The organism is Methylobacterium sp. 174MFSha1.1, from assembly GCF_900116815.1.
In the GTDB taxonomy this organism is placed as follows: domain Bacteria; phylum Pseudomonadota; class Alphaproteobacteria; order Rhizobiales; family Beijerinckiaceae; genus Methylobacterium.
Genome location: NZ_FPCB01000020.1, coordinates 75,546 through 97,673, shown reverse-complemented (window position 1 = coordinate 97,673; position 22,128 = coordinate 75,546). Strand labels below are relative to the sequence as shown.

General features: G+C 70.4%; 22 protein-coding genes. 12 read left to right on the top strand and 10 right to left on the bottom strand.

Annotated elements, in window-relative coordinates:
* Positions 1–4: 4 nt before the first annotated feature.
* The 7 genes from BM430_RS18430 to hemE all read right to left on the bottom strand — a co-directional run bounded on the left by BM430_RS18430 (position 5) and on the right by hemE (position 6,321).
* Positions 5–1,750, bottom strand: a complete 1,746-nt coding sequence (locus BM430_RS18430) for an OmpA family protein (protein ID WP_093568706.1) — start codon at positions 1,748–1,750, stop codon at positions 5–7.
* Positions 1,751–1,769: 19 nt separating this feature from the next.
* Positions 1,770–2,111, bottom strand: a complete 342-nt coding sequence (locus tag BM430_RS18425) for a hypothetical protein (RefSeq protein WP_093568705.1) — start codon at positions 2,109–2,111, stop codon at positions 1,770–1,772.
* Positions 2,108–2,608, bottom strand: a complete 501-nt coding sequence (locus tag BM430_RS18420) for a response regulator (protein ID WP_093568704.1) — start codon at positions 2,606–2,608, stop codon at positions 2,108–2,110. The genes BM430_RS18425 and BM430_RS18420 overlap by 4 nt, the downstream gene beginning before the upstream one ends.
* A 292-nt stretch (positions 2,609–2,900) precedes the next feature.
* The gene (locus BM430_RS18415; RefSeq protein ID WP_244539544.1) at positions 2,901–3,635 is read right to left on the bottom strand and encodes an acid phosphatase; all 735 of its coding nucleotides are present in this window, start codon (positions 3,633–3,635) and stop codon (positions 2,901–2,903) included.
* 41 nt (positions 3,636–3,676) lie between these two features.
* Positions 3,677–4,540 carry an alpha/beta hydrolase gene (locus BM430_RS18410; protein ID WP_093568775.1) on the bottom strand — a complete coding sequence of 288 codons (864 nt, stop codon included), beginning with the start codon at positions 4,538–4,540 and terminating at the stop codon, positions 3,677–3,679.
* Between the two features lie 19 nt (positions 4,541–4,559).
* On the bottom strand, positions 4,560–4,934 hold the full coding sequence (locus tag BM430_RS18405; protein WP_244539547.1) for a CopD family protein: 375 nt from the start codon (positions 4,932–4,934) through the stop codon (positions 4,560–4,562).
* A 298-nt stretch (positions 4,935–5,232) separates the two neighbouring features.
* Positions 5,233–6,321, bottom strand: coding sequence for a uroporphyrinogen decarboxylase (gene hemE / locus BM430_RS18400; RefSeq protein WP_093568701.1), 1,089 nt, complete (start codon positions 6,319–6,321; stop codon positions 5,233–5,235).
* 617 nt (positions 6,322–6,938) lie between these two features.
* Between hemE and BM430_RS18395 the strand changes: the two genes are divergently transcribed.
* From BM430_RS18395 to BM430_RS18360, 8 genes are all read left to right on the top strand, one after another.
* On the top strand, positions 6,939–7,769 hold the full coding sequence (locus tag BM430_RS18395) for a pyruvate, water dikinase regulatory protein (protein ID WP_093568700.1): 831 nt from the start codon (positions 6,939–6,941) through the stop codon (positions 7,767–7,769).
* A 4-nt stretch (positions 7,770–7,773) separates the two neighbouring features.
* Complete coding sequence (locus BM430_RS18390; protein ID WP_093568699.1) at positions 7,774–8,394, top strand: Maf family nucleotide pyrophosphatase; 621 nt, start codon at positions 7,774–7,776, stop codon at positions 8,392–8,394.
* Positions 8,395–8,646: 252 nt separating this feature from the next.
* Positions 8,647–9,510, top strand: coding sequence for a shikimate dehydrogenase (locus BM430_RS18385; RefSeq protein ID WP_093568698.1), 864 nt, complete (start codon positions 8,647–8,649; stop codon positions 9,508–9,510).
* Positions 9,507–10,109: a dephospho-CoA kinase gene (coaE, locus tag BM430_RS18380; protein WP_093568697.1), complete on the top strand. Its 603-nt coding sequence runs from the start codon at positions 9,507–9,509 to the stop codon at positions 10,107–10,109. The genes BM430_RS18385 and coaE overlap by 4 nt, the downstream gene beginning before the upstream one ends.
* A gap of 50 nt (positions 10,110–10,159) precedes the next feature.
* Entirely contained in the window at positions 10,160–10,873 is a 714-nt protein-coding gene (dnaQ, locus tag BM430_RS18375) for a DNA polymerase III subunit epsilon (RefSeq protein WP_093568696.1), read from the top strand.
* Positions 10,874–10,930: 57 nt separating this feature from the next.
* Positions 10,931–11,260, top strand: coding sequence for a type II toxin-antitoxin system RelE/ParE family toxin (locus tag BM430_RS18370; protein ID WP_093568695.1), 330 nt, complete (start codon positions 10,931–10,933; stop codon positions 11,258–11,260).
* Positions 11,257–11,538 carry a helix-turn-helix domain-containing protein gene (locus BM430_RS18365; RefSeq protein ID WP_093568694.1) on the top strand — a complete coding sequence of 94 codons (282 nt, stop codon included), beginning with the start codon at positions 11,257–11,259 and terminating at the stop codon, positions 11,536–11,538. The genes BM430_RS18370 and BM430_RS18365 overlap by 4 nt, the downstream gene beginning before the upstream one ends.
* Positions 11,539–11,649: 111 nt before the next feature.
* On the top strand, positions 11,650–12,147 hold the full coding sequence (locus BM430_RS18360; RefSeq protein WP_143132066.1) for a hypothetical protein: 498 nt from the start codon (positions 11,650–11,652) through the stop codon (positions 12,145–12,147).
* A 113-nt stretch (positions 12,148–12,260) separates the two neighbouring features.
* Here BM430_RS18360 and gcvP read toward each other — a convergent pair whose 3' ends face one another.
* From gcvP to gcvT, 3 genes are all read right to left on the bottom strand, one after another.
* Entirely contained in the window at positions 12,261–15,110 is a 2,850-nt protein-coding gene (gcvP, locus tag BM430_RS18355; RefSeq protein ID WP_093568692.1) for an aminomethyl-transferring glycine dehydrogenase, read from the bottom strand.
* Positions 15,111–15,463: 353 nt separating this feature from the next.
* Positions 15,464–15,826 (bottom strand): glycine cleavage system protein GcvH, encoded by a 363-nt coding sequence (gene gcvH / locus BM430_RS18350; RefSeq protein WP_093568691.1) that lies wholly within the window; start codon positions 15,824–15,826, stop codon positions 15,464–15,466.
* A 17-nt stretch (positions 15,827–15,843) separates the two neighbouring features.
* Positions 15,844–16,995, bottom strand: coding sequence for a glycine cleavage system aminomethyltransferase GcvT (gene gcvT / locus BM430_RS18345; protein WP_093568690.1), 1,152 nt, complete (start codon positions 16,993–16,995; stop codon positions 15,844–15,846).
* 386 nt (positions 16,996–17,381) lie between these two features.
* Here gcvT and mdeB point away from each other — a divergent pair, with 386 nt between their 5' ends.
* The 4 genes from mdeB to BM430_RS18325 all read left to right on the top strand — a co-directional run bounded on the left by mdeB (position 17,382) and on the right by BM430_RS18325 (position 22,112).
* A complete protein-coding gene (mdeB, locus tag BM430_RS18340; protein ID WP_093568689.1) occupies positions 17,382–20,111 on the top strand; it encodes an alpha-ketoglutarate dehydrogenase in 2,730 nt (909 codons plus the stop codon).
* Positions 20,112–20,347: 236 nt separating this feature from the next.
* Positions 20,348–20,641 (top strand): type II toxin-antitoxin system RelE/ParE family toxin, encoded by a 294-nt coding sequence (locus BM430_RS18335; protein WP_093568774.1) that lies wholly within the window; start codon positions 20,348–20,350, stop codon positions 20,639–20,641.
* A 1-nt stretch (position 20,642) separates the two neighbouring features.
* The gene (locus BM430_RS18330; protein WP_093568688.1) at positions 20,643–20,939 is read left to right on the top strand and encodes an addiction module antidote protein; all 297 of its coding nucleotides are present in this window, start codon (positions 20,643–20,645) and stop codon (positions 20,937–20,939) included.
* A 144-nt stretch (positions 20,940–21,083) separates the two neighbouring features.
* Complete coding sequence (locus tag BM430_RS18325) at positions 21,084–22,112, top strand: AAA family ATPase (RefSeq protein ID WP_244539543.1); 1,029 nt, start codon at positions 21,084–21,086, stop codon at positions 22,110–22,112.
* The last annotated feature ends 16 nt before the right edge of the window (positions 22,113–22,128 follow it).

Sequence of the window (22,128 nt, the reverse complement as noted above, 5' to 3'; positions counted from 1 at the left end):
GAGGTTACTCCGCGCTGTAGGCGAGCTCGAACACGACGCGCCGGTTGCCGGTGACCCGCTCGTCCGTGATCGGATAGGGCGGGCGGGAATTGACGACGACGAGGCGGGCGCGGGGGATGCCGCGGCGCTCAAGGTCGGCGGTGATGCGGTCGGCGCGCAGGCGCGCCGCCTCGAGGTTGGCGCGTTGGCTGCCGGTGCCGTCGGCGTAGCCGACGATGCGCAGGCGCGCGCCCTCGACCGCCTTCAAGGTCGCCGCGAGGGTCGCGAGGTCGCGCTCGGCCGCTTCGGGATCGCGGTAGGTCGCGTCCGGCCCGAAGAAGATCGCCGTGCGCTTGACCGCGTCCTCGAGCCGCTGGAGCGGCGTGTCGGTGCGGGCTTCGAGCCGCGCCACGGCCTCTCTCGGTGCCAGCGTCGGCAGCGTCGCCTCGACGGCCTCGGTGCGGGTCTCGAGGCTTCCCAACCGCGTCCTCGCCTCGTTGACGGAGCCCTCGACGGCGTCGGTGCGCCGATCGAGAGTCGCGACCGCCTCGCGGACCGGGCCGGCCTCGGACGCCACGGCGATCCGGGCGGCGACCGGCCAGGCCGGGAACGACGCGGCGAGGCGCTCGCGCAAGGCGGCGGCGGCCTCGCGGCTCGGCAGCACGCCGGTCGCCCGGATCAGTCCGACCTCGCGGTCGAAGGCGAGATGGAGGGGGGCGTCGCGCCAGTCCGGCGCGGCCTCGATCGCCGCCAGGGCCGCGGCCTCCGCCGCGCGCTGGCGGGCCGACAGGACGGCGCTGCCGATCCAGGCGGCGAGCGCCACCGCCACCAGCCCGCCGGCGAGGGCTACCGGCCGCCTGCTCCGGGGCCGGGAGGTGAGGCGCGCGGCGATCGCCCGGTGGAGCGCGGCGAGGGGGCGCGCGTGGTCGTCCTCGCTCAATTCGTCCCGCTGCCGGACCGCGTCGAGGAAGGGCAGGAACTCGGCGTCGACGACGCCGGCGAGCCGCCCGGCGCCGCGGCCGGCCTCGGTCAGGCCCGCCACGATCAGGAGCGGCGAGGCCCGCAGCAGCACGGTGCGGCCGCCGAAATCGAGGGAGCGCAGTTCGCCGTTGACGTCGCTCAGCGCCTGGCCGGCGAACTCGACGATGGCGGTGACGAGGCCGCCGACCAGGTGGAGCTGGCCGTCCGGGTCGGCGTCGGGCTGCCCGTCGCGGTCGGTGGTGGCGAGCACCGCGCCGGTGCCACGGTCGATCAGGATCAGGCGCTCCAGCCGGCCCTGGACCAGCTCGGCCAGCACCAGGGCGGCGTAGGATTGGCCCGTCAGCAGCGCCTTCAGGCGCAGCCACAGCCGGCGCGGCGAGCGGCTCAGGGTCTCGTTGATCTCGTCGGAGAGCTGGCGGAAGGCCGCCGCGATCGCCGCCGCCACCATCCGCCCGGCGATGGGATAGAGCGTCTCCACCATCAGGTCGCGGGATTCGGCGATCTCGCGCCGGATGCCGGCGACGACGAGCGGGGCGATCACCTCGGTCAGCGCGCGGTGGTTCTCGACCTCGACGACCTTGAGGGCGACCACCAGGCTGTCGGCGACCGCGCGGCAGAACCGGTCCTCGGAGCCGACCCGCCGGTCGAGCCGGGCCAGCTCGGCCTGCAGGCCGGCGAGGTCGCGGTGCTCGTCGCGCAGCAGCAGCCGCTTCAGGTCGCGGAGGGTCGGATCCTCCGCCGGACTCGCCGCGAGATCCTGAGCCGGATTCTGGGCCGCCGCCGCTCTCATTCCGGACCGGGCCTGCGCCTTACGGGTTGCGGTCGGCCAGGGCGGAGATCTGCCGGCCCATCTCGGTCACGGCGCCGCCGATCGCCCGCACGGCGTTGCTCTGCTCCATCCGCAGCGACAGGGCGAGGGCGTCGATCGACTTCTGCATGTCGTTGAAGCGCTGCACCATCCGCTGCTCGAGGTCGGTCATCGACTCGCGCAGGTCCTCGACCCGGCGCCCCTGCGAGCGCATCGCGTCGCCGTAGAGGAGCTCGCGGACCTTCTCGATCGTGTTCGCGGCGTCGGTCTGGGCCGGGGCGGGGTCCATGGTGGTCTGCTCGTTGCCCGATCCGGCGTTGAGGTAGGTGATCTGGCCGTTCATCGGTCGCATCTCTCGGTCTGGACCACGGTGAGGCCGGGCCGCCCGTAGCGGGTCGGCTCGGCGGAGGAGCGGAAGGCGCGCGGGCCGAGCACGCCGAGGATCGCGGCCTCGAAGGCCTCGCCGGTGAGGGTGGCCTTGTCGAGGAAGCGCACGGCCCCGGCGCTCACGCACATCTCGCGCACGTCCGGCATGCTGAGCCCGGTCAGCACGATCGCCGGCAGGCCCGGGAGACGCGCGTCGAGCTCGGCGAGGAAGCGCAGGCTCGATTCGCAGCCGAGCCAGAAATCGAGGATCGCGAGGTCGATCCGCTCGTGGTCGACGTGCTCGCGCGCCTCGGCGGTGGAACGGGCGCGCAGCACCCGCATGTCGAGCATACGAAAACCGGCTGCCTGGAAGGCGATCAGCTTGGCATCGACATCGTCGTCTTCGAGAAGAAGCGCGTTGATCGGGCGCGCCTGCGCGAGTCCGCAGCCGCCTTCATGTCGGACAGCACGCATGGAGAAGTCATCCAACCCGGTTAACCGGATCTCAAGTCTTTTGAAAAGCAGATCCGGTCACCCGATCGGCGTCGACTCGAGTGATAACGATTCGGTGATGAAAATCAACGACTCGTTACCGCTGCGGTAATGATTCGTCAACCGGCAGCACAGCCAATTGCGCTCAATTTATCGACTTGAAGTTGAAGATCTGGTCTTGGTAAGTTGAGCGGGCGGCGGGCAAGCGTGGCCAAGCACCTGACCCATCGTCACAATTCTGGAAAATAATCCCTCGGCCGCCGCGATTGTGGCTCTACGGCAACGCAGCCGCCGCCTCGCGGGCGCAGGCGGCCGGCTCGGGCGCCGGGCGCGCCGGTGCGGCACCGATCTCGGCCCGGGCGCGGTCGAGGTCGGCGCGGAAACCGGGATCGCCGACGAGGGCGGCGAACAGGGCGCTGCCGGTCAGGCGCCCGGCCTCGACGTCGCTCGCCCAGTGCACCCCGCAGATGATCCGGCTCTCGCCGTAGATCCGGGCGCGGGCGAGGAGCGGCGCGGCGCGCTCCGGCATCAGGGCGGCGAGGATCAGGCCGAAGGTCCAGCCCTCGGTGGCGTGGCCGGACGGGTAGGCGAAGCTCCGGTCCAGGGCCTCGCTGCGGTCGACGCAGAGGGCAGCGTCGTTGCCGAGATGCGGCCGGGGACGGGCGAAGAGCGCCTTGGCGTCGCGCACCACGACCACCACGTCGCGGCGGGCGCGGGCGAGGAGCGCGGCGAGCGCCGGCAGGCCGGCGGGATCGAGCCGCCGGCCGGCGGCGCAGGAGAAGCTGTCGAGGAGGGCGCCGACACCGGAGGGGACGTCGGACGTGGCGAGATACCAGCGCGGCGAGCCGGCAAGCGCCCGGGTCGCCGCGTAGGTCGCGGCGTCGGAGGCGTGCCCGGCACTGCCGGGCTTCGGCGGCGGCGGCAGGATCGATCCCGCGTCGAGGGCGCCGTCGATCAGGTAGAGCCGGGGCGCCGGCTCGGCCGCCGCCGTGCCCGCGGCGAGCGCCAAGCAGAGGGCTAATCCGAGGACGAGCGGCGCCCGCAACCGCCTCACGCCTCCGCCGCGAGGATCGCGGCCGCGACCGCCTCGGGGCATTCCTCATGGGCGGAGAGCGCCCCGGGGATCGCGACCCGGCGCACACGGCCGTTCTCGGCCAGCGCCGTCATCTCGGCGCCGGAACGGCGCGGCGCGCCCTTGGGCTGCAGCATCGTCACCGGCGGCAGGCCAGGACCGAACAGGGCGAGGAACTCCTCGCGGGTTCGGACCGGATCGAGGCCGCCGGTGACGAAGGCGGCGGTGCCGAAGCGGGCCCGGGGCTGGTGCGTCACCCGCCGCTTCTCGGCGAGCAGGGCCGGGGTGACCCGCGCCGGATCGGCGTAGACGTGGGCCTGCATCATCCGCGACACGATCGGGGTCGCGACGTTCAGCCGGTAGAGCAGGTTGCCGAGAAGCGGCGCTTCGACCGCCCGGCGTAATTTTTCGAAGAGCGGCCGGCGCTCCTCGCCCATCGCGGTCGGCAGCGGCCCGCGCCAGGTCGGTGCCACCAGGACGAGGCGCGCGAAGGTCTTGGGGTGGCGCGCCGCCGCGGCGACGAGGTAGCCGGCGGCGTGGCCGGCCGCGACCCCGAGGGCGTAGGGGCCGGGCGCCTCGGCCAGCAGGGCGTCGAGGAAAGCGTGCAGCGTGTCGGGGGCGAGGTCCACCCGCGCCCGCGGTTGCGCGCCGAAGCCAGGCCAGTCCGGCACCAGGCAGCGGTGGCGGGCGGCGAGCCGCGCCGCGAGCGGCCGCATCTCCTCGCGGGTGGAGATCGAGGACAGGGCCGGCAGCAGCAGCGCCGGCGGCCCGTCGCCGATCCGGTCGGCCGGCAGGCTCACCGAGCGTCCGGCCAGGGTGAGGGAGAGGACTTGCGTCTCGATGCCCGCCATGATGCGCCCCTCAGAACGGCTTGACGACCACCAGGATCACGATGGCGATCATCAGGAGCGTCGGCACCTCGTTGAGCACCCGATAGAATGTCGGGCTGCGGGTGTTCCGGTCGGCGGCGAAGTCCTTGACCATCCGCGACAGCCAGCCGTGGATGCCGCTCATCGCCAGCACCAGGGCGACCTTGGCGTGGAGCCAGCCCTGCGTGTAGGCGCCACTCATCACGGCGAGCGCGATGCCGAAAATCCAGGTGGCGATCATCCCCGGCAGCATGATCGCCTTGGCGAGGCGCCGCTCCATCACCTTGAAGGTCTCGCCCTGGGCGGAGCCCGCCGGCAATGCGGCGTGATAGACGAACAACCGCGGCAGGTAGAGCATCGCCGCCATCCAGGCGATGAGCGAGACGATGTGGGCGGCCTTGATCCAGAGATACACGGTGGGAATGTTCCTGTCTGAGGATCGATGCGATAATGTCGACCGGCGGTCTTCTCATCCTCAACGTCATCCCGGGGCTCGGCGCAGCCGAGAACCCGGGATCCATAACCGCCGACCTGTCCCAATAGGGCGGCCCGCGCTCCGCTTTATCCTGAACTGTCGGCGGTTATGGATCCCGGGTTCCGCTGTCGCGGCCCCGGGATGACCCGGAGGGTGGCAGGTCCGTCGCGAAGGACGAATCCCCCTCCCCTCACCCCCGCAGCCGCGCCAGCATCCGCTCGACATGGGCGATCGGCGTCTGCGGGGTAATGCCGTGGCCGAGGTTGAAGATGTGGGGCGTGCCGGCGGTGGCCGCGCGGATCGCGTCCACGGCGGCGTCGAGCGCCGCGCCACCCTCGATCAGGGTCTCGGGGTGGAGGTTGCCCTGCGTGACCGCCGAGGCCGGCAGGCGGGCGCGCAGAGCCTTGAGATCCACCGCCCAGTCGACCCCGACCGCGTCGGCGCCGGTCTCCGCCGCCACCCGGGCGTGGCCGTCGAGCCCCGAGCCGCGGGCGAAGACGATGATCCTGGCGCCCGGCACACGGGCGCGGATGCCCGACACGATCCGGGCGATCGGCCCGAAGCTCCAGCGCGCCAGCGCGTCGCCGGGCTCGCCCGCCGGCACGTCCGGCAGGCTGCCTGCATGGCTCTCGAAGATCTGCACCGCGTCGGCGCCGGCCTTGAACTGGCGCACCAGGTACTCGGTCGAGACCGCGACGAGCCGGTCGATCAGGGCGTCGAGGAGGGCGGGATCGCGGGCGGCGAGGGCCCGGGCGGGCGCGAGGTCGGGCGTGCCGCGCCCGCCGATCATGTAGCTCGCCACCGTCCAGGGCGCGCCGCAGAAGCCGAGCAAGGTCGTCTCCGCCGGCAGCTCCGCCCGCAGGCGCGAGACGGTCTCGAAGACGGGCGCCAGGTGGCGCATCACCCGCGGGTCGCCGGCCTCGATCAGCGCGTCGAATTCGGGCCGGCCGGCGAGCGGGTCGAGGCGGGGCCCCTCCCCTTCCACGAAGCGCACGTCCTGGCCGAGCGCGTGGGGCACCACAAGGATGTCGGAGAATAGGATCGCCGCCTCGAAGCCGAAGCGGCGGATCGGCTGCAGGGTGACCTCGGTGGCGAAGTTGGGATTGTAGCAGAGGTCGAGGAAGGAGCCGGCCTCGGCCCGCACCGCCCGGTATTCCGGCAGGTAGCGCCCGGCCTGGCGCATCATCCAGGCCGGCGGCGGCGACAAGGCCTCGCCGTTCAGCACCCGCAGGAGCGGCCGCTCCGCGCCTGTCCGTCCGGCTCCCGCGGTCCCGCCCATGCCTCAAGCCCCCCGAAAACCTTGGTACCGCCACGCCGGCGGCTCGCTTTCCTATGCCGAGAACCGCGCGCTCGCGCCAGCCCGGCGCGTCGTCGCGACCCACGACGAAACCCGTCCCCAGCCAGGCCTCTGAAAAGAAAAGAGAGATTCTAGGAATCTGTTTTTTCTATTGGGGGCAGGCGTCGCGGGGCTCCAGCCCCGTCCACAGGCCGTCCCCACCGGCGGTACGTTAAGAGGCCTTTAACAGATTTGCTCCATTGTCGAAGGATCGGAAGAGTCGCGAGGGGCTTAGGTCCCATCCGACTCGAATCGGCGGTCCCACGTCCCGGATTCTCCCACGGGCGGCCCGCCACGAGTGTTAACGCCCGGCCTGTTGAGGCGCGAGGCCGTTAACCCACAGGCCTCCCGCCTGGACCTCGCATCACCGGCGCATTATCCACACTCATCGACTCCGCGCGGCCGATCGATGGACGACAGGCCGGGTGTGGTGCGACGCTCGAACGGGTGTCGCTCCAGGTCTTTGATTGTGCTGCATTTTCTCTCGGCGAACCGGGATCCGCTTCGTCTGGGAAATGCTTGAGCGACCGCCGCGCCCGCGGCGAGCCCGGGGAGCCCGCGTGGTCCGCAGCTACTTCCACCTCCACCTCGTGTCGGATTCCACCGGCGAGACCCTGATCAATGTCGGCCGCGCGGCGGCGGCCCAGTACGAGGGGGTCTCGGCGATCGAGCACGTCTATCCCCTCGTGCGCTCCGGCACCCAGCTCGAACGGGTGATCAACGAGATCGAGCAGGCGCCCGGCATCGTGCTCTACACCCTGGTCGGGCGCGAGTTGACCGAGCGGCTGGAGGAGGCCTGCCGGGCCACCGGCTCGCCGCTGCTCTCGGTGCTGGAGCCGGTGCACCAGCTGCTGCAATCCTATCTCGGCACCCACTCCACGGCGCGGCCGGGCGCGCAGCACATGCTGAACGCGGAGTACTTCAAGCGCATCGACGCGATGAACTTCACGCTCGCCCACGACGACGGCAACCTGCCGCACGACCTCAACGAGGCGGACGTGATCCTGCTCGGGGTGAGCCGCACCTCGAAGACGCCGACGGCGATCTACCTCGCCAATCGCGGCCTGAAGACCACCAACATCCCGCTGATCCCCGGCGTGCCGCCGCCGGCGATCCTCGAGACCCTGCGCCAGCCGCTCATCGTCGGGCTGATCGCCTCGCCGGAGCGGATCGTGCAGATCCGCCAGAACCGCCTGCTCAGCCTCAAGGCCGACGATTCCTCCTCCTACGTCGACCGCGACTCGGTGGCGAACGAGATCGCGACCTCGCGCCGGCTCTTCGCCCGCAACCGCTGGCCGGTGATCGACGTGACCCGGCGCTCGATCGAGGAGACGGCGGCGGCGATCGTCGACCTCCATCGCGAGCACCGTCTGAAGTTCATCGCCGATTGATCCGATGCCGCAGACCTCCTCCCTCTGGCGCGGGGCGGCGCCGCTCCTCCTCGCCTCGACCAGCCCGACGCGGCGGGCTTTGCTCGACTCAGCCGGGCTGACCGTGGAGACGCGGGCGCCGGGCGTCGACGAGCGCGCCGTCGAGGCGGAGGCCGCCGGCCTGTCGCCCGAAAACCTCGCCGGGCGCCTGGCCGCCGCCAAGGCGGCGGCGGTCGCCGCAGGAGCACTCGACCGGGTGGTGATCGGGGCCGACCAGGTGCTCGACCTCGACGGCACGGTGTTTCACAAGCCCGCCGACCGGGCGGGGGCCGCCACCCATCTCGCCCGGTTGCAGGGGCGTACCCACGCCCTGCATTCCGCCGTGGCGCTCGCGATCGACGGGGCGGTGACCGAACGCTTCGTGGTGACGGCACGACTCACGATGCGGCCGCTCGACGAGGCGGGCATCGCCGCCTACCTCGACGCCGCCGGGCCGGCCGTCACCGGCAGCGTCGGCGCCTACCAGATCGAGGGCGTCGGCATCCACCTGTTCGACCGCATCGAGGGCGACCACTCCACCATTCTGGGCCTGCCGCTGCTGCCGCTGCTCGCGCGGTTGCGGGCGCGGGGCCTGCTGGCGTTCTGAGAGCTGTTTCGATAGCCTCCGACCGTACTGACACTCTCCGCGTCATCCCGGGGCCGCGCAGCGGAGCCCGGGATCCAGACCCTCAGGATGTTCAAGACGAGGCGGACCGCATTCCGCTTCGTTCGGCATCCCCTGTGTGTCTGGATCCCGGGCTCTCGCCTTCGGCGAGCCCCGGGATGACCCTGCGGGGTGGCGACCTGTGCGCCTCTCCTTCTGCTCCGACGGCCTGACCGGCTCCGAGACGACTTCGCGATGACGACCCCGCACCCCAGAGCCTTCGTGGTCGGCCACCCGATCGGCCATTCCCGCTCGCCGCTGATCCACGGCCACTGGCTCGCCGAGCACGGCCTGCCCGGCAGCTACGAGCGTATCGACGTCCATCCCGACGCCTTTCCGGCGTTCGTCCGCAGCCTCCGGGCCGAGGGCTGGGCGGGGGGCAACGTCACGATCCCGCACAAGGAGGCGGCGTTCCGCCTCGCCGAGGTGCTGACGCCGCGGGCCGGGCGGATCGGCGCCGTCAACACGCTGTGGTTCGAGGATGGGCGCCTGCACGGCGACAACACCGACGCGCCGGGCTTCCTCGCCCATCTCGATGCCAGCCTCGGCGCCGGCTGGCCGGAGGCGACGGGCGTCGCCGACGGGCGCGCCACCCTGGTGCTCGGCGCGGGCGGGGCGGCGCGCGCCATCCTGGTCGGGCTCCTCGAGCGCGGGCTCTCCCGCCTGATTGTGGCGAACCGCAGCGCCGAGCGGGCCGAGAGCCTGACCGCCCTCGATCCCGACCGGATCACCGCGGTTCCCTGGGATGCGGTGCCGGCCCAGCTTCCCGCCACCGGGCTCCTCGTCAACACCACGGCGCTCGGCATGGCGGGCCAGGACCCGCTCACCCTCGACCTCGCGCCCCTGCCGGCCGAGGCGGCAGTGGCGGACATCGTCTACGTGCCGCTCGAGACCCCGCTCCTCGCCGCCGCCCGGGCCCGCGGGCTCGCCGGCGTCGACGGGCTCGGCATGCTGCTGCACCAGGCAGTGCCGGGCTTCTCCCGCTGGTTCGGCCGCACGCCCGCGGTCACGCCATCCTTACGCGCCCGCATCGTCGCCGACCTCGGGGCACACGGATGAGCCGGCCCGTCATCCTCGGTCTCACCGGCTCGATCGGCATGGGCAAGAGCGCCACCGCGGCGATGTTCCGCGCCCGCGGGGTGCCGGTCCACGACGCCGATGCCTGCGTGCACGCGCTCTACGGCCCGGGCGGAGCCGCGGCGGCGGCCATCGGCGAGGCCTTCCCCGGCACGCTCGGCCCCGACGGCGCGGTCGACCGCGCCGCCCTGCGCGCCGCCGTGCTCGGCGATCCCGAGCGGCTGCGACGTCTCGAATCCCTGGTCCATCCCCTGGTGCGGCAGGCGCGCGACGACTTTCTCGCCACCCACGCGACGGCATCCCTCGTGGTGCTCGACGTGCCGCTCCTGTTCGAGACCGGCGGCGAGACGGGATGCGACGCCGTCGCGGTGGTCACCGCGCCGCCCGAGGTGCAGCGCGCCCGGGTGCTCGCCCGCCCCGGCATGACCGAGGAGGCCTTCGCGCAGATCCTCGCCAAGCAGATGCCCGACGCCGAGAAGCGCCGCCGCGCCGATTACCTGATCGAGACCGACCGGGGCTTTCCCCATGCCGAGGCGCAGGTCGATGCGGTGATCGCCGCGGTGACGCAGCCGGCCGGTTAACGCTTCCTCGCTACACCGGTCCCAACCGTTCTCTCGAAGGGAGCCGCACGATGCTGCGCGAGATCGTCCTCGACACCGAGACCACCGGCACCGAGGCCAAGACCGACCGGCTGATCGAGATCGGCGGGATCGAGCTCCTCAACCACATCCCGTCCGGCCGCGAGTTCCACCGCTACGTCAACCCGCAGCGGCCGGTCTCGGAGGGCGCGTTCCGGGTCCACGGCCTCTCCGACGCCTTCCTCGCCGACAAGCCGCTCTTCGCGCAGATCCTGCCCGACTTCCTGGACTTCTGCGGCGACGCGACCCTGGTGATCCACAACGCCGCCTTCGACGTCGGCTTCCTCAACGCCGAATACGCCCGCCTCGGCGAGAAGGCGCCGCCCGCGATCGAGCTCGCCTCCGTCGTCGATACGCTCGCGCTCGCGCGCCGCAAGCATCCGGGCGCGGCCAACAACCTCGACGCCCTGTGCTCGCGCTACGGCATCGACAATTCCCGCCGCACCAAGCACGGCGCGCTCCTCGACGCGCAGATCCTGGCCGAGGTCTATATCGAGCTTCTGGGCGGCAAGCAGACGACGCTCGGGCTGACGGTCGAGGGCCATGCCGGCCCGGCCGGTCCGTCGTTGCGCGCCGCGCCGGTCGAGCACGGCCCGCGCCCGACCCGCAGCCGCCTCACCGAAGCCGAGCTGGCGGCGCATGCCGCCTTCACGGCGGGGCTGGGGGAGAAGGCGATCTGGCGGGATTACCTGGGCGAGGCGGGGTGAGGCTTCTGCGTGGATCAGGTGTCGCGGCCAGCATGACAAATTTCATCGGTTCGTCGCATGAAGGTGCTCAAATTTCACGGCAGCGCCCTCGGCGATCTCCGGGCCTTTCCGCCTGCGGCGCGCCGTGACGCGGGTTATCAACTCGACAAAGTCCAGCACGGGCTGATGCCGAGCGACTGGAAGCCGATGCCCACGATCGGGATCGGCGTGCAGGAAATCAGGATACGGGACGAGTCCGGCGCGTTTCGGGTGATCTATGTCGCCAAGTTCGCCGACGCGGTCCACGTGCTACACTGCTTTCAGAAGAAGACACAGAAGACGAGCACCGCGGATCTGGATCTGGCGGCCAAACGCTATGCCGATCTCGCCAGGGAGCTGGGCCGATGAGCGATGACGGATTCGCAAGCGTGTGGGATGCCATTGAGGACACGCCCGCGGATGCGCAGACGATGAAGCTGCGTTCCGCCCTGATGATGGCCCTGGATCGACACATCCGGGCGAAGGAGTGGACGCAGGGCGAGGCGGCGCGCCGGCTGGGCGTCACGGAACCGCGTGTCTCGGACCTCCTGCGCGGCAAGATCGATCGGTTTCCGCTCGATGATCTCGTTGTCCTGCTCGCAGCAGCCGGGCTGCACGTCGAAGTTCGTGTTTCGGACGCGGCCTGATCCGAGTGGCGCCCGGCCGCTCTCAAGAGGACCGTACTCCCGACTTGAACCGATCGCTGCAAATCGGCGCAGCGGAGCATCCGGGAGCATCGGCTCGACGGAGAGGTCAGGGTGAGGCGTGGGCTGACATACGCTCTGATGGCGGCCGGGGCGCTCCTCCTGGTTCTCGCCGGGCTGCCGGTCCTCCTCGTGGGATGGATGCTGTGGAGCGATGGCCGGGTCGGCGCGTTCCGCGACGCGGCGAATGCGGACCTGCCCGGCCTGAGCGTCACGCTCGAGCGCCGGTTCGCCCATCCCTTCCTGGCGGAGTATCACCGCAGCCTGACGGTGACGCAGGCGAACGGCGGTGAGGCCAAGCTCGACATCGGCATGGATACGGGCGGATTGGCCCACGTCCGTGTCTGCCGCTCCGGGACCGGCAGCATCCTGGTTCACGACGCCCTGGGCACCACCGAGATCGCGACGGGGACGACCGTGCCGTCGCTCGCGCGCCGACCGGCCTTCAAGGAGACGTGTCCGGAGTTTCTGGGAGCCTTCGACGTGGATGCGAAGCGCGATCTCGCCTTCACGCCGGCCGTGCCGACCCTGAAGGAGGATCGTCGGCCCTGATGCCGTCGCGATGTCGGCTCGGCGTGACGACCGGGCGCGGTCGGCCCGGGCATCGTTCCCCTGTTCGCCGCCTCGACGTTCCGGGTGCCCGGAACGTCTTCGAGACGTGATGTCTACTCCGCCGCCTTCATGTAGCTCTCCACTGGCGGGCAGGCGCAGACCAGGTTCCGGTCGCCGTAGGCGTTGTCGACCCGGTTGACCGGCGGCCAGTACTTGTCGACCCGGAAGGCGCCGGCCGGGAAGCAGGCGGCCTCGCGGGAATACGGCCGCTCCCACGGGCCGATCAGGTCTTCCACGGTGTGGGGCGCGTTCTTGAGCGGGTTGTCGGCCCGGTCCATCCGGCCCTCCTCGATCGCCCGGATCTCGTCGCGGATCGCCAGCATGGCGTCGCAGAAGCGGTCGATCTCGCCCTTGGTCTCGGACTCGGTCGGCTCGATCATCAGGGTGCCGGCCACCGGCCAGCTCATCGTCGGCGGGTGGAAGCCGCAATCGATCAGCCGCTTGGCGATGTCCTCGACGCTGATTCCGGCGCTCTTCATCAGCGGGCGGGCGTCGATGATGCATTCATGCGCCACCCTTCCGTGGGTGCCGGTGTAGAGCACGTCGTAGGCGCCGGCGAGGCGCTTGGCGATGTAGTTGGCGTTGAGGATCGCGATGCGGGTCGCCTGCGTCAGCCCGCGCCCGCCCATCAGCAGGCAGTAGCTCCAGGAGATCGGCAGGATCGCCGCCGAGCCGTAGGGCGCGGCCGAGACCGAGAACTCGCGCCCGTCGGTCTCGACGTGGCCGGGCAGGAACGGGATCAGGTGCGCCTTGACGCCGATCGGCCCCATGCCGGGCCCGCCGCCGCCATGCGGGATGCAGAAGGTCTTGTGCAGGTTGATGTGGCTGACATCCGCCCCGATGTCGCCGGGCCTCGCGAGGCCGACCAGCGCGTTGAGGTTGGCGCCGTCGAGATAGACCTGGCCGCCATGGGCGTGGGTGATGTCGCAGATCTCCCGCACCGCCTCCTCGAACACCCCGTGGGTGGACGGGTAGGTGATCATGCAGGCGGCGAGGTTGGCCCCGTGCTTCTCCGCCTTGGCGCGGAGATCGGCCACGTCGACGTTGCCGTTGCGGTCGGCGCCGACCACCACCACGGTCATGCCGCACATCTGCGCCGAGGCCGGGTTGGTGCCGTGGGCCGAGGACGGGATCAGGCAGATCGTCCGGTGCCCCTCCCCGCGCGACAGGTGATAGGCGCGGATCGCCAGGAGGCCCGCATACTCGCCCTGCGCGCCGGAATTCGGCTGCATCGAGATCGCCGCGTAGCCGGTGATGTCGGCGAGTTTTTGGGAGAGATCCTGGATCATCTCGGCGTAGCCCTCGGCCTGATCCTTCGGCGCGAAGGGATGCAGCTCCGAGAATTCCGGCCACGAGATCGGCAGCATCTCGGCCGTGGCATTGAGCTTCATCGTGCAGGAGCCGAGCGGGATCATCGCCCGGTCGAGGGCGAGGTCCCGGTCGGCGAGGCGGCGCATGTAGCGCGTCATCTCGCTCTCGGCCCGGTTCATGTGGAAGATCGGGTGGGTCAGGTACTCCGATGTCCGCATCAGATCCGCCGGCAGGCGCGGCTCGGGCCAGGACTCGTCGTAGGTCAGGCTGTCACCCCCGAAGGCGCGCCACACCGCCTCGATGATGTCGGGCCTCGTGCGCTCGTCGACCGTGATGCCGATCCGGTCGTTGCCGATCTTCCGCAGGTTGATCCCGTTGGCGACGGCGTTCTTCAGGATCACGCCCTGGAACGGCCCGACCGTCACGGTGATCGTGTCGAAGAAGGCGTCCGGATGAGTCTCGAAGCCGAGCTGGTTCAGTCCGGCGGCGAGACGCGTCGCGTCGCGGTGGATGCGCATCGCGATCGCCTTGAGCCCGCGCGGCCCGTGGAACACCGCGTACATCGAGGCGATGACCGCCAGCAGCACCTGGCTGGTGCAGATGTTCGAGGTCGCCTTCTCGCGCCGGATGTGCTGCTCGCGGGTCTGGAGCGAGAGCCGGTAGGCGCGGTTGCCGCGGGAATCGACAGAGACGCCGACGATGCGACCCGGCAGCGCGCGCTTGTGGGCGTCGCGCGTCGCCATGTAGGCGGCGTGGGGGCCGCCGTAGCCCATCGGCACGCCGAAGCGCTGCATCGAGCCGACCGCGATGTCGGCCCCCATCTCGCCCGGGGGCTTGAGCAGGGTGAGCGACAGCGGATCGGCCGCCACCACGGCGATGGCGCCGGCCTCGTGCAGTCCGGCGATGACGTCGGTGAAGTCGTGGGCCGCGCCCTCGACGCCCGGATACTGGAAGATCGCGCCGAACACCGCCTTGGGGTCGAGGTCGGCGAAGGGGTCGCCGACGACGATGCGCCAGCCGAACGGCTCGGCCCGGGTCTTCAGCACCGCGATGGTCTGCGGCAGGCACTGCCTGTCGACGAAGAACGTGTCGGGCTTGGCCGTCGCGATGCGGCGGGCCATGCCCATCGCCTCGGCCGCGGCCGTCGCCTCGTCGAGGAGCGAGGCGTTGGCGATGTCGAGCCCGGTCAGGTCGCTGACGCAGGTCTGGAAGTTGAGCAGCGCCTCGAGCCGGCCCTGGCTGATCTCGGGCTGGTAGGGCGAGTAGGCCGTGTACCAGGCCGGGTTCTCGAAGATGTTGCGCTGGATCGCCGGCGGCATCGTGGTGCCGTGGTAGCCCTGGCCGATCAGCGAGGTCAGCAGCTTGTTCTTGTTGGCGGTGGCGCGCAGGCGCTCGATCGCCCGGCGCTCCGACAGGGCGGCGCCGAACTCGGTGTTCTCCTTCTGCCGGATCCCCGCCGGCAGGGTTTCGTCGATCAGGGCGTCGAGGCTCTCAGAGCCGACCACCTCCAGCATGCGGGCGATCTCGTCCACCGACGGGCCGATATGGCGGCGGTTGGCGAAGTCGTAGGGATCGTACTTGTCCATCGGCATGGGAGGTTTTGCCCTGATCGGAGCCGCGTGGGGCGGCTCGAAAGCGAATGTGGGGAGCAGTTGAAGCTCCGCCCATCGAGAATTTCTGTCTCTAAGAGTCTGTTTAGCCAGCTTCGTCTATCGGTCTGATACTAGCCCGACATCTCTCCGTGTCATCCCGGGGCTCGCCGGAGGCGAGAACCCGGGATCCATAACCGCTGACGGTTCAGGAGGAAGCGGAACGCATCAAGCCATGGTCTGCACCGTCGGCGGTTATGGATCCCGGGTTCCGCTTTCGCGGCCCCGGGATGACACTGAGGGTTCAAGTTCGGTCAGCCAACTCGAACATGCTCCAAGAATTCAGCCCAAGACATTTAGCCCAGGAAGGCGCGGTACGCCGCCTCGTCCATCAGCCCGTCGAGCTGGGACGGGTCCGAGAGGCGCACGCGGTAGAGCCAGCCCTCACCCTGCGGGTCGGTACCGACGCTCTCCGGGCTCGCCACCGCGGCCTCGTTGACCTCGGTCACCTCGCCGTCGACCGGCGCGTAGACGTCGGAGGCGGCCTTCACCGATTCCACCACCGCGGCGGCCGCGCCCTTGGTCAGCGTGGCGCCGACCTTCGGCAGCTCGACGAAGACGAGGTCGCCGAGCTGCTCGGCGGCATGGTCGGTGATCCCCACCGTCGCCACGTCGCCCTCCAGGCGCAGCCACTCGTGCTCGTCGGTATATTTCAGCATCGGATCATTTCCCTCGTTCAGGAACGCTTGAAGCCGGCGGGGCGGAACGGCAGCGGCACCACCGCGCAGGGCAGGCGCTGGCCGCGCACCTCGGCGAAGACTTGGGTGCCCGGCACCGCGAGCGCGCTCGGCACCACCCCCATGGCGATCGGTCCCTCCAGGCTCGGCCCGAAGCCGCCGGAGGTCACCCGGCCGACCGCCTCGGATCCGTCGGCGGAGTCGTAGAGGGCGGCGCCGGCCCGCACCGGGGTGCGCCCGTCCGGACGCAGGCCGACCCGCAGCCGCGCCGGGCCGTCGGCGAGCTCGGCCAGGATCCGCTCGGCGCCGGGGAAGCCGCCGGCCCGGGCGCCGCCGCGGCGGCGCACCTTCGGGATCGCGAAGGACAGGCCGGCCTCGACCGGCGAGGTCTCGTGGTCGATGTCCGAGCCGTGCAGGCACAGGCCCGCTTCGAGGCGCAGGGAATCGCGGGCGCCGAGGCCGATCGGCTTCACCTCGGGGTCGGCGAGCAGCGCGCGGGCGAGCGCCACGGCGGACTCGGCCGGCAGCGCGATCTCGAACCCGTCCTCGCCGGTATAGCCGGCGCGCACCACGACGCCGTCCTCGCCCCGGAACGCGATGGTGCGCGCATCCATGAAGCGCATCTCGGCGATGACGGGCAGGTGGCGCGTGAGCGCCGCTTCCGCCCCCGGGCCCTGGAGCGCGATCAGCGCCCGCTCGATCGGCTCGACCGTGCATTCCGTCCCGATGGAGTCGAGCAGGTGGGCGAGGCCGGCGGCCTTGTTGGCGGCGTTGACGATCAGCAGGTAGTGGTCGCCGAGATTCGCGAGCATCAGGTCGTCGAGGATGCCGCCGCCCTGCGTGGTGAGGAAGCCGTAGCGCTGGCGCCCGGCGCCGAGGCCCACGACGTCGATCGGCAGCACCGTCTCCAGCGCGCGGGCGGCGTCCGCGAGGTCGCCCGAGCGGGCCCGCACCGCGATCTGGCCCATATGCGACACGTCGAACAGCCCGGCCGCCTTGCGGGTGTGCAGGTGCTCCTTGAGGAGCCCGAGCGGGTATTGCAGCGGCATCATGTAGCCGGCGAACGGCACCATCCGGGCGCCGACCTCCTGGTGCAGCGCGTGCAGAGGAGTCTGGAGCAGGCTGAGGCCGGAGGCCGTGTCGGCATTCATCGCGAGGCTGTGTCCCGAGGCATGCGCGGGCACGGATGGGCCAGCACCCCCGCATCCCATGCCGACGCGGTCTCGACGACGGGAGAGCGTTGGGGAGGCCGGCCCCGCACGGCCCGACTCGCGCGGGACCTTAGGACAAAGGTGGCATTGACGCTACCCGCCGGGCGTTGTCGAGCACGCGATACCGAGGAGTCGGATCTTCCGGCGCAACCGGTAGCCGGCTGCCGAACGGTGCCGCTTCGCCTCCCGTGCTGCGGCAAGATCGACCGCATACGACCGATCCCACGAAAATGTTTTGCGCTGACACCCGAACCAGCGGCAAACGAAGCAGCTTCTGCCGCGACCGGGGAATTATCCTGGCGCCATCTTTCGGGAGGATGAAGGCCATGAGCGCGAGCGCCAAGCCGGTCAACGAGAACGAGCGCCCCAGCAACCAGGCCGGTGGTCAAGCGATCCTGGGCCCGCGCGGCGTGGCCGATCCGGATCCGGCCGAGACCGCGGACTGGCTCGCCTCGCTCGAATCCGTCCTGCGCCACGGCGGCGCGGCCCGGGCCCGCTTCCTGCTCGACCGGCTGGAGCAGAAGGCGCGGGAGATCGGCGTCGTCGAGGAGGCGCCGCCCTACTCGCCCTATCGCAACACCATTCCACTCGAGAAGCAGCCGCCCTATCCGGGCGACCTCGCGGTCGAGGAGCGCCTCACCTCGATCATGCGCTGGAACGCCCTCGCGATGGTGGTGCGAGCCAACATGGCCTATGGCGAACTCGGCGGCCACGTCGCCTCCTACGCCTCGGCCGCCGAGATCTTCGAACTCGGCTTCAACCACTTCTTCCAGGCCGGCGACGCCTCGGGTGCGGGCGCGGACCTCGTGTTCTTCCAGCCGCATTCGGCGCCGGGCGTCTACGCCCGCGCCTTCCTGGAGGGGCGGCTCTCCGAGAACAACCTGAAGCATTACCGCCAGGAGATCGCCGGCGAGGGCCTGTGCTCCTATCCGCATCCCTGGCTGATGCCCGAATTCTGGCAGGTTCCGACCGGCTCGATGGGCATCGGGCCGATGAACGCGATCTACCAGGCGCGCTTCATGCGCTACCTGAGCGACCGGGGGCTGGCCGACACCGCCGGCCAGCACGTCTGGGGCGTGTTCGGCGACGGCGAGATGGACGAGCCGGAATCGATCGGCGCCCTGACGCTGGCGGCCCGCGAAAAGCTCGACAACGTCACCTTCGTCATCAACTGCAACCTGCAGCGCCTCGACGGGCCGGTGCGCGGCAACGGCCAGATCATCCAGGAGCTGGAGAGCGTCTTTCGCGGTGCCGGCTGGAACGTCGTCAAGGTTCTGTGGGGCTCGGAGTGGGACGCGATCTTCGCCCGCGACACCAACCACGCCCTCCTGCGCCGCTTCGCCGCCACGGTCGATGGCAAGTACCAGACGCTCGGGGCCAAGGACGGCGCCTACAACCTCGCCCACTTCTTCGGCGAGGACGAGGAGGTGAAGGCGCTCGTCTCCCACATGTCGGACGGCGACGTCGACAAGCTCAAGCGCGGCGGGCACGATTTCCGCAAGCTCTACGCGGCCTTCGCCGCCGCCAAGGCGACCAAGGGCCGCCCGACCGTGATCCTGGCCAAGACCAAGAAGGGCTACGGCATGGGCGGCGCGGGCGAGTCGCGCATGACCGCCCACCAGGCGAAGAAGCTCGATACCGATGCGCTGAAGGCCTTCCGCGATCGCTTCGCCCTGCCGCTCACCGACGCGCAGGTCGAGGGGCTGGAATTCTACAAGCCCGACGAGAACAGCCGCGAGCTGCGCTACCTGCGCGAGCGGCGCGAACAGCTCGGTGGCTTCCTGCCCAAGCGCCGGCGGACCGCCGCCCACGTCGCGGTGCCAGATCTCTCCACCTATGCGGGCTTCGCGCTCGAGGCTGACGGCAAGGAGATGTCGACCACCACCGCGGCGGTGCGGCTGTTCAGCAGCCTGATCAAGCACAAGGAGCTCGGGCCCCGCGTCGTGCCGATCGTCGCCGACGAGGCGCGCACCTTCGGCATGGCGAACCTCTTCCGGCAGGTCGGCATCTACTCGCCGCTCGGCCAGCTCTACGAGCCGGAGGATGCCGGCTCGATGCTCTACTACAAGGAATCCCGCGACGGGCAGCTGCTGGAGGAGGGCATCACCGAGGCCGGTGCCGTCTCGTCCTGGGCGGCTGCCGCGACCTCCTACAGCGTCCACGGCCTCGCGATGCTGCCGTTCTACATCTACTACTCGATGTTCGGCTTCCAGCGCGTCGGCGACCTGATCTGGGCGGCGGCCGACCAGCGGGCCCGCGGCTTCCTCATCGGCGCCACGGCGGGCCGCACGACCCTCGGCGGCGAGGGCCTGCAGCACCAGGACGGGTCGAGCCACCTCGTCGCCGCGACGATCCCGAATTGCCGCGCCTACGACCCGGCCTTCGCCTACGAGATGGCGGTGATCCTCGATCACGGCGCCCGCGACATGATGGAGCGCGACGTCGACGCGTTCTACTATGTCACGGCGATGAACGAGAACTACGCCCAACCGTCGATGCCCGACGGCGTGCGGGACGGGATCATCCGCGGGATGTATCGTTTCGCCGGCTACGGAGATGGTGAGCCGGCTATTCGTCTCCTCGGCTCGGGGGCGATCCTGCCCGAGGTCATCGCCGCGGCGAAGCTTTTGGCCGAGGAATGGGGCATCGCGGCGGAGGTCCACAGCGTCACGAGCTTCAGCGAGCTCGCTCGCGAGGCCCGCGACGTCGAGCGGTCGAACCGGCTGAACCCGGGCCTGCCGGCAAGGCGCAGCCTCGTCGAGGAGTCGTTGCCCGGCTCCGCGCCGGTCGTCGCCGCCACCGACTACGTCCGCGCCTATCCGCAGCTGATCGCGACCGCGATCCAGGCCCGCTACGTCACGCTCGGGACCGACGGCTTCGGCCGCAGCGACACCCGCAGCGCGCTGCGCGCCTTCTTCGAGGTCGACCGGCACCACGTCGCGGTGGCGGCGCTCGCGGCGCTCGCCGACGAGGGCAGCCTCGACCGGGCGAAGGTGGCGGAGGCGGTGGCCCGCTACGGCCTCAGCCCGAACCGGCCAGCGCCCTGGACGGTGTGAAAAACCCGAGTATGCGGCGTCGGGCGCTTCGTCACGGAGCGCTCTCCTCCAGCTCGGAGATCGCGATTCTCGCGATTCTGAGCGAAGCGAAACGCCGCCGGACTTCCAGCCCGGCGGTCTTTCGCTTGACGGCAACATCTATAAATTTGAATTGCCTCAATCACTTGGTTGTACATTGGATGGCCAGCAGACGGTCTGATCCTTGATGTTCTGTGGCGTATGCGCTACACATCCATATGCCCAGGATCCAAGAAACTGAGACGTTCAGCGACTGGATCTCCAAACTTCGCGATCTGGAAGCTCGATCGCGGATCAATATCCGTCTTCGAAGGTTAGCGCTCGGAAATCCCGGCAAGGTGAAGCCTGTGGGAGAAGGCGTGAGTGAACTGAAGATCGACTACGGTCCAGCTTATCGGGTCTACTTCGTCGAGCGAGCAGACAAGACGATCGTTGTTCTCCTATGTGGCGGCGACAAGCGGACCCAGAATGATGACATTCGGCTCGCGAAGCGAATGGCAAAGGAGATCTAGAATGAATGCAAAAATTCGAGATTGGGATCCGGTAAACTACCTCACGAACGACGAGGAGATCACGTCGTACCTTAATGCGGCTCTGGAAGACGGCGATCCGTCGCTCGTTGCCGCTGCGTTCGGCGATGTCGCCAGAGCCAGAGGAATGACGTTCGTTGCTGAGACGACCGGGAAATCCCGCGAAAATCTTTACCGCTCGCTGTCGGAGAGGGGCGATCCGCAGATCTCTACGCTGTTTTCCGTGGCTGATGCACTCGGCTATCGCTTCAAGGTTGAAAAGGCCGAAGGGCACGCGTGAAGCGACAGTCATCGATGACGATGGGATGCCGCGGACTTAAGCACGAACCTCCCACCCGCCCCACGGGATTGACGCACCCGGCAAGACGCGGCCTGATCCCCTCAACGCCGGCACGAAGCACCGGCCCCGAGGGAGAGGCACCGGATGGCGCGAGGCGCTGAGCAGGCCGTGGCGCGGAGCGTCGCGAGGACCGGCCTCGACGGACCCGCACCCGACGATCCCGTGCGCGCGCGACTCGACGCCCTGCGCACCGGCCTGGAAGCGGGCCTGATCGGCGCCTCCGGCCTCGTCGAGCGGCTCCTGATCGGGCTCCTCACCGGCGGCCACCTGCTGATCGAGGGGGCGCCGGGCCTCGCCAAGACCCGGGCGGTCAAGCGCCTCGCCGACGGGCTCGACACGGGCTTCGCCCGCATCCAGTGCACCCCCGACCTGATGCCTGCCGACCTCACCGGCACCACTGTCTGGCGGCCCGACGGCGGCCGGTTCGAGTTCCTGGCCGGCCCCCTGTTCCACTCCCTGGTGCTGGTCGACGAGATCAACCGGGCGCCGCCCAAGGTGCAGTCGGCGCTGCTTGAGGCGATGGCCGAACAGCAGATCACGGTGGCGGGCACCACCCACCCCCTGCCCGATCCGTTCATGGTGGTGGCGACCCAGAACCCGATCGAGCATGCCGGCACCTTCCCGCTGCCGGAGGCGCAGCTCGACCGGTTCCTGCTCCACGTCGTGGTCGAGATGCCGGACGAGGCGTCCGAGCGCCGCATCCTCGACCTCGTCGAGGGTGAGATGACCGAGGCGGTGGCAGCCATGCCGGTGCGCCTGACGGCCGAGGAACTGCGGACAGCCCGCACCGCGGCGCTCAAGACCCATGTCTCCCCGGCGCTCAAGGATTTTCTCGTCCGCCTCGTCGCCGCCACCCGCGGCGGGCCGGCGGCGCCGGATTTGCGGGCTGCCATCGAGCATCCGGTCTCGCCCCGCGGCACCCTGGCGCTCATGCTCGCGGGCAAGGCTCGGGCTTACCTGCACGGGCGCGACCACGTCGTGCCGGACGACGTCGTGGCCCTCGCCGGCGACGCGCTGGCGCATCGCCTCGCCCTGACCTGGCGCGCCGCTGCGGAAGGGCAGACCGCCCGCGCCCTGGTCGCCGGCCTGCTCGACCGGGTGCACCCGCTCTGAGGATATGTCTCTGAGG

What these genes read in the sequence shown, in the direction of transcription:
- BM430_RS18335 (WP_093568774.1), top strand. Translation starts at nt 20,348, where the DNA reads ATGCCCAGGATCCAAGAAACTGAGACGTTCAGCGACTGGATCTCCAAA.
- BM430_RS18325 (WP_244539543.1), top strand. Translation starts at nt 21,084, where the DNA reads ATGGCGCGAGGCGCTGAGCAGGCCGTGGCGCGGAGCGTCGCGAGGACC.
- BM430_RS18365 (WP_093568694.1), top strand. Translation starts at nt 11,257, where the DNA reads ATGAGCGATGACGGATTCGCAAGCGTGTGGGATGCCATTGAGGACACG.
- coaE (WP_093568697.1), top strand. Translation starts at nt 9,507, where the DNA reads ATGAGCCGGCCCGTCATCCTCGGTCTCACCGGCTCGATCGGCATGGGC.
- gcvP (WP_093568692.1), bottom strand. Translation starts at nt 15,110, where the DNA reads ATGCCGATGGACAAGTACGATCCCTACGACTTCGCCAACCGCCGCCAT.
- BM430_RS18385 (WP_093568698.1), top strand. Translation starts at nt 8,647, where the DNA reads ATGACGACCCCGCACCCCAGAGCCTTCGTGGTCGGCCACCCGATCGGC.
- BM430_RS18330 (WP_093568688.1), top strand. Translation starts at nt 20,643, where the DNA reads ATGAATGCAAAAATTCGAGATTGGGATCCGGTAAACTACCTCACGAAC.
- hemE (WP_093568701.1), bottom strand. Translation starts at nt 6,321, where the DNA reads ATGGGCGGGACCGCGGGAGCCGGACGGACAGGCGCGGAGCGGCCGCTC.
- gcvH (WP_093568691.1), bottom strand. Translation starts at nt 15,826, where the DNA reads ATGCTGAAATATACCGACGAGCACGAGTGGCTGCGCCTGGAGGGCGAC.
- gcvT (WP_093568690.1), bottom strand. Translation starts at nt 16,995, where the DNA reads ATGAATGCCGACACGGCCTCCGGCCTCAGCCTGCTCCAGACTCCTCTG.
- mdeB (WP_093568689.1), top strand. Translation starts at nt 17,382, where the DNA reads ATGAGCGCGAGCGCCAAGCCGGTCAACGAGAACGAGCGCCCCAGCAAC.
- BM430_RS18430 (WP_093568706.1), bottom strand. Translation starts at nt 1,750, where the DNA reads ATGAGAGCGGCGGCGGCCCAGAATCCGGCTCAGGATCTCGCGGCGAGT.
- BM430_RS18405 (WP_244539547.1), bottom strand. Translation starts at nt 4,934, where the DNA reads ATGGCGGCGATGCTCTACCTGCCGCGGTTGTTCGTCTATCACGCCGCA.
- BM430_RS18420 (WP_093568704.1), bottom strand. Translation starts at nt 2,608, where the DNA reads ATGCGTGCTGTCCGACATGAAGGCGGCTGCGGACTCGCGCAGGCGCGC.
- BM430_RS18425 (WP_093568705.1), bottom strand. Translation starts at nt 2,111, where the DNA reads ATGAACGGCCAGATCACCTACCTCAACGCCGGATCGGGCAACGAGCAG.
- BM430_RS18370 (WP_093568695.1), top strand. Translation starts at nt 10,931, where the DNA reads ATGAAGGTGCTCAAATTTCACGGCAGCGCCCTCGGCGATCTCCGGGCC.
- BM430_RS18390 (WP_093568699.1), top strand. Translation starts at nt 7,774, where the DNA reads ATGCCGCAGACCTCCTCCCTCTGGCGCGGGGCGGCGCCGCTCCTCCTC.
- dnaQ (WP_093568696.1), top strand. Translation starts at nt 10,160, where the DNA reads ATGCTGCGCGAGATCGTCCTCGACACCGAGACCACCGGCACCGAGGCC.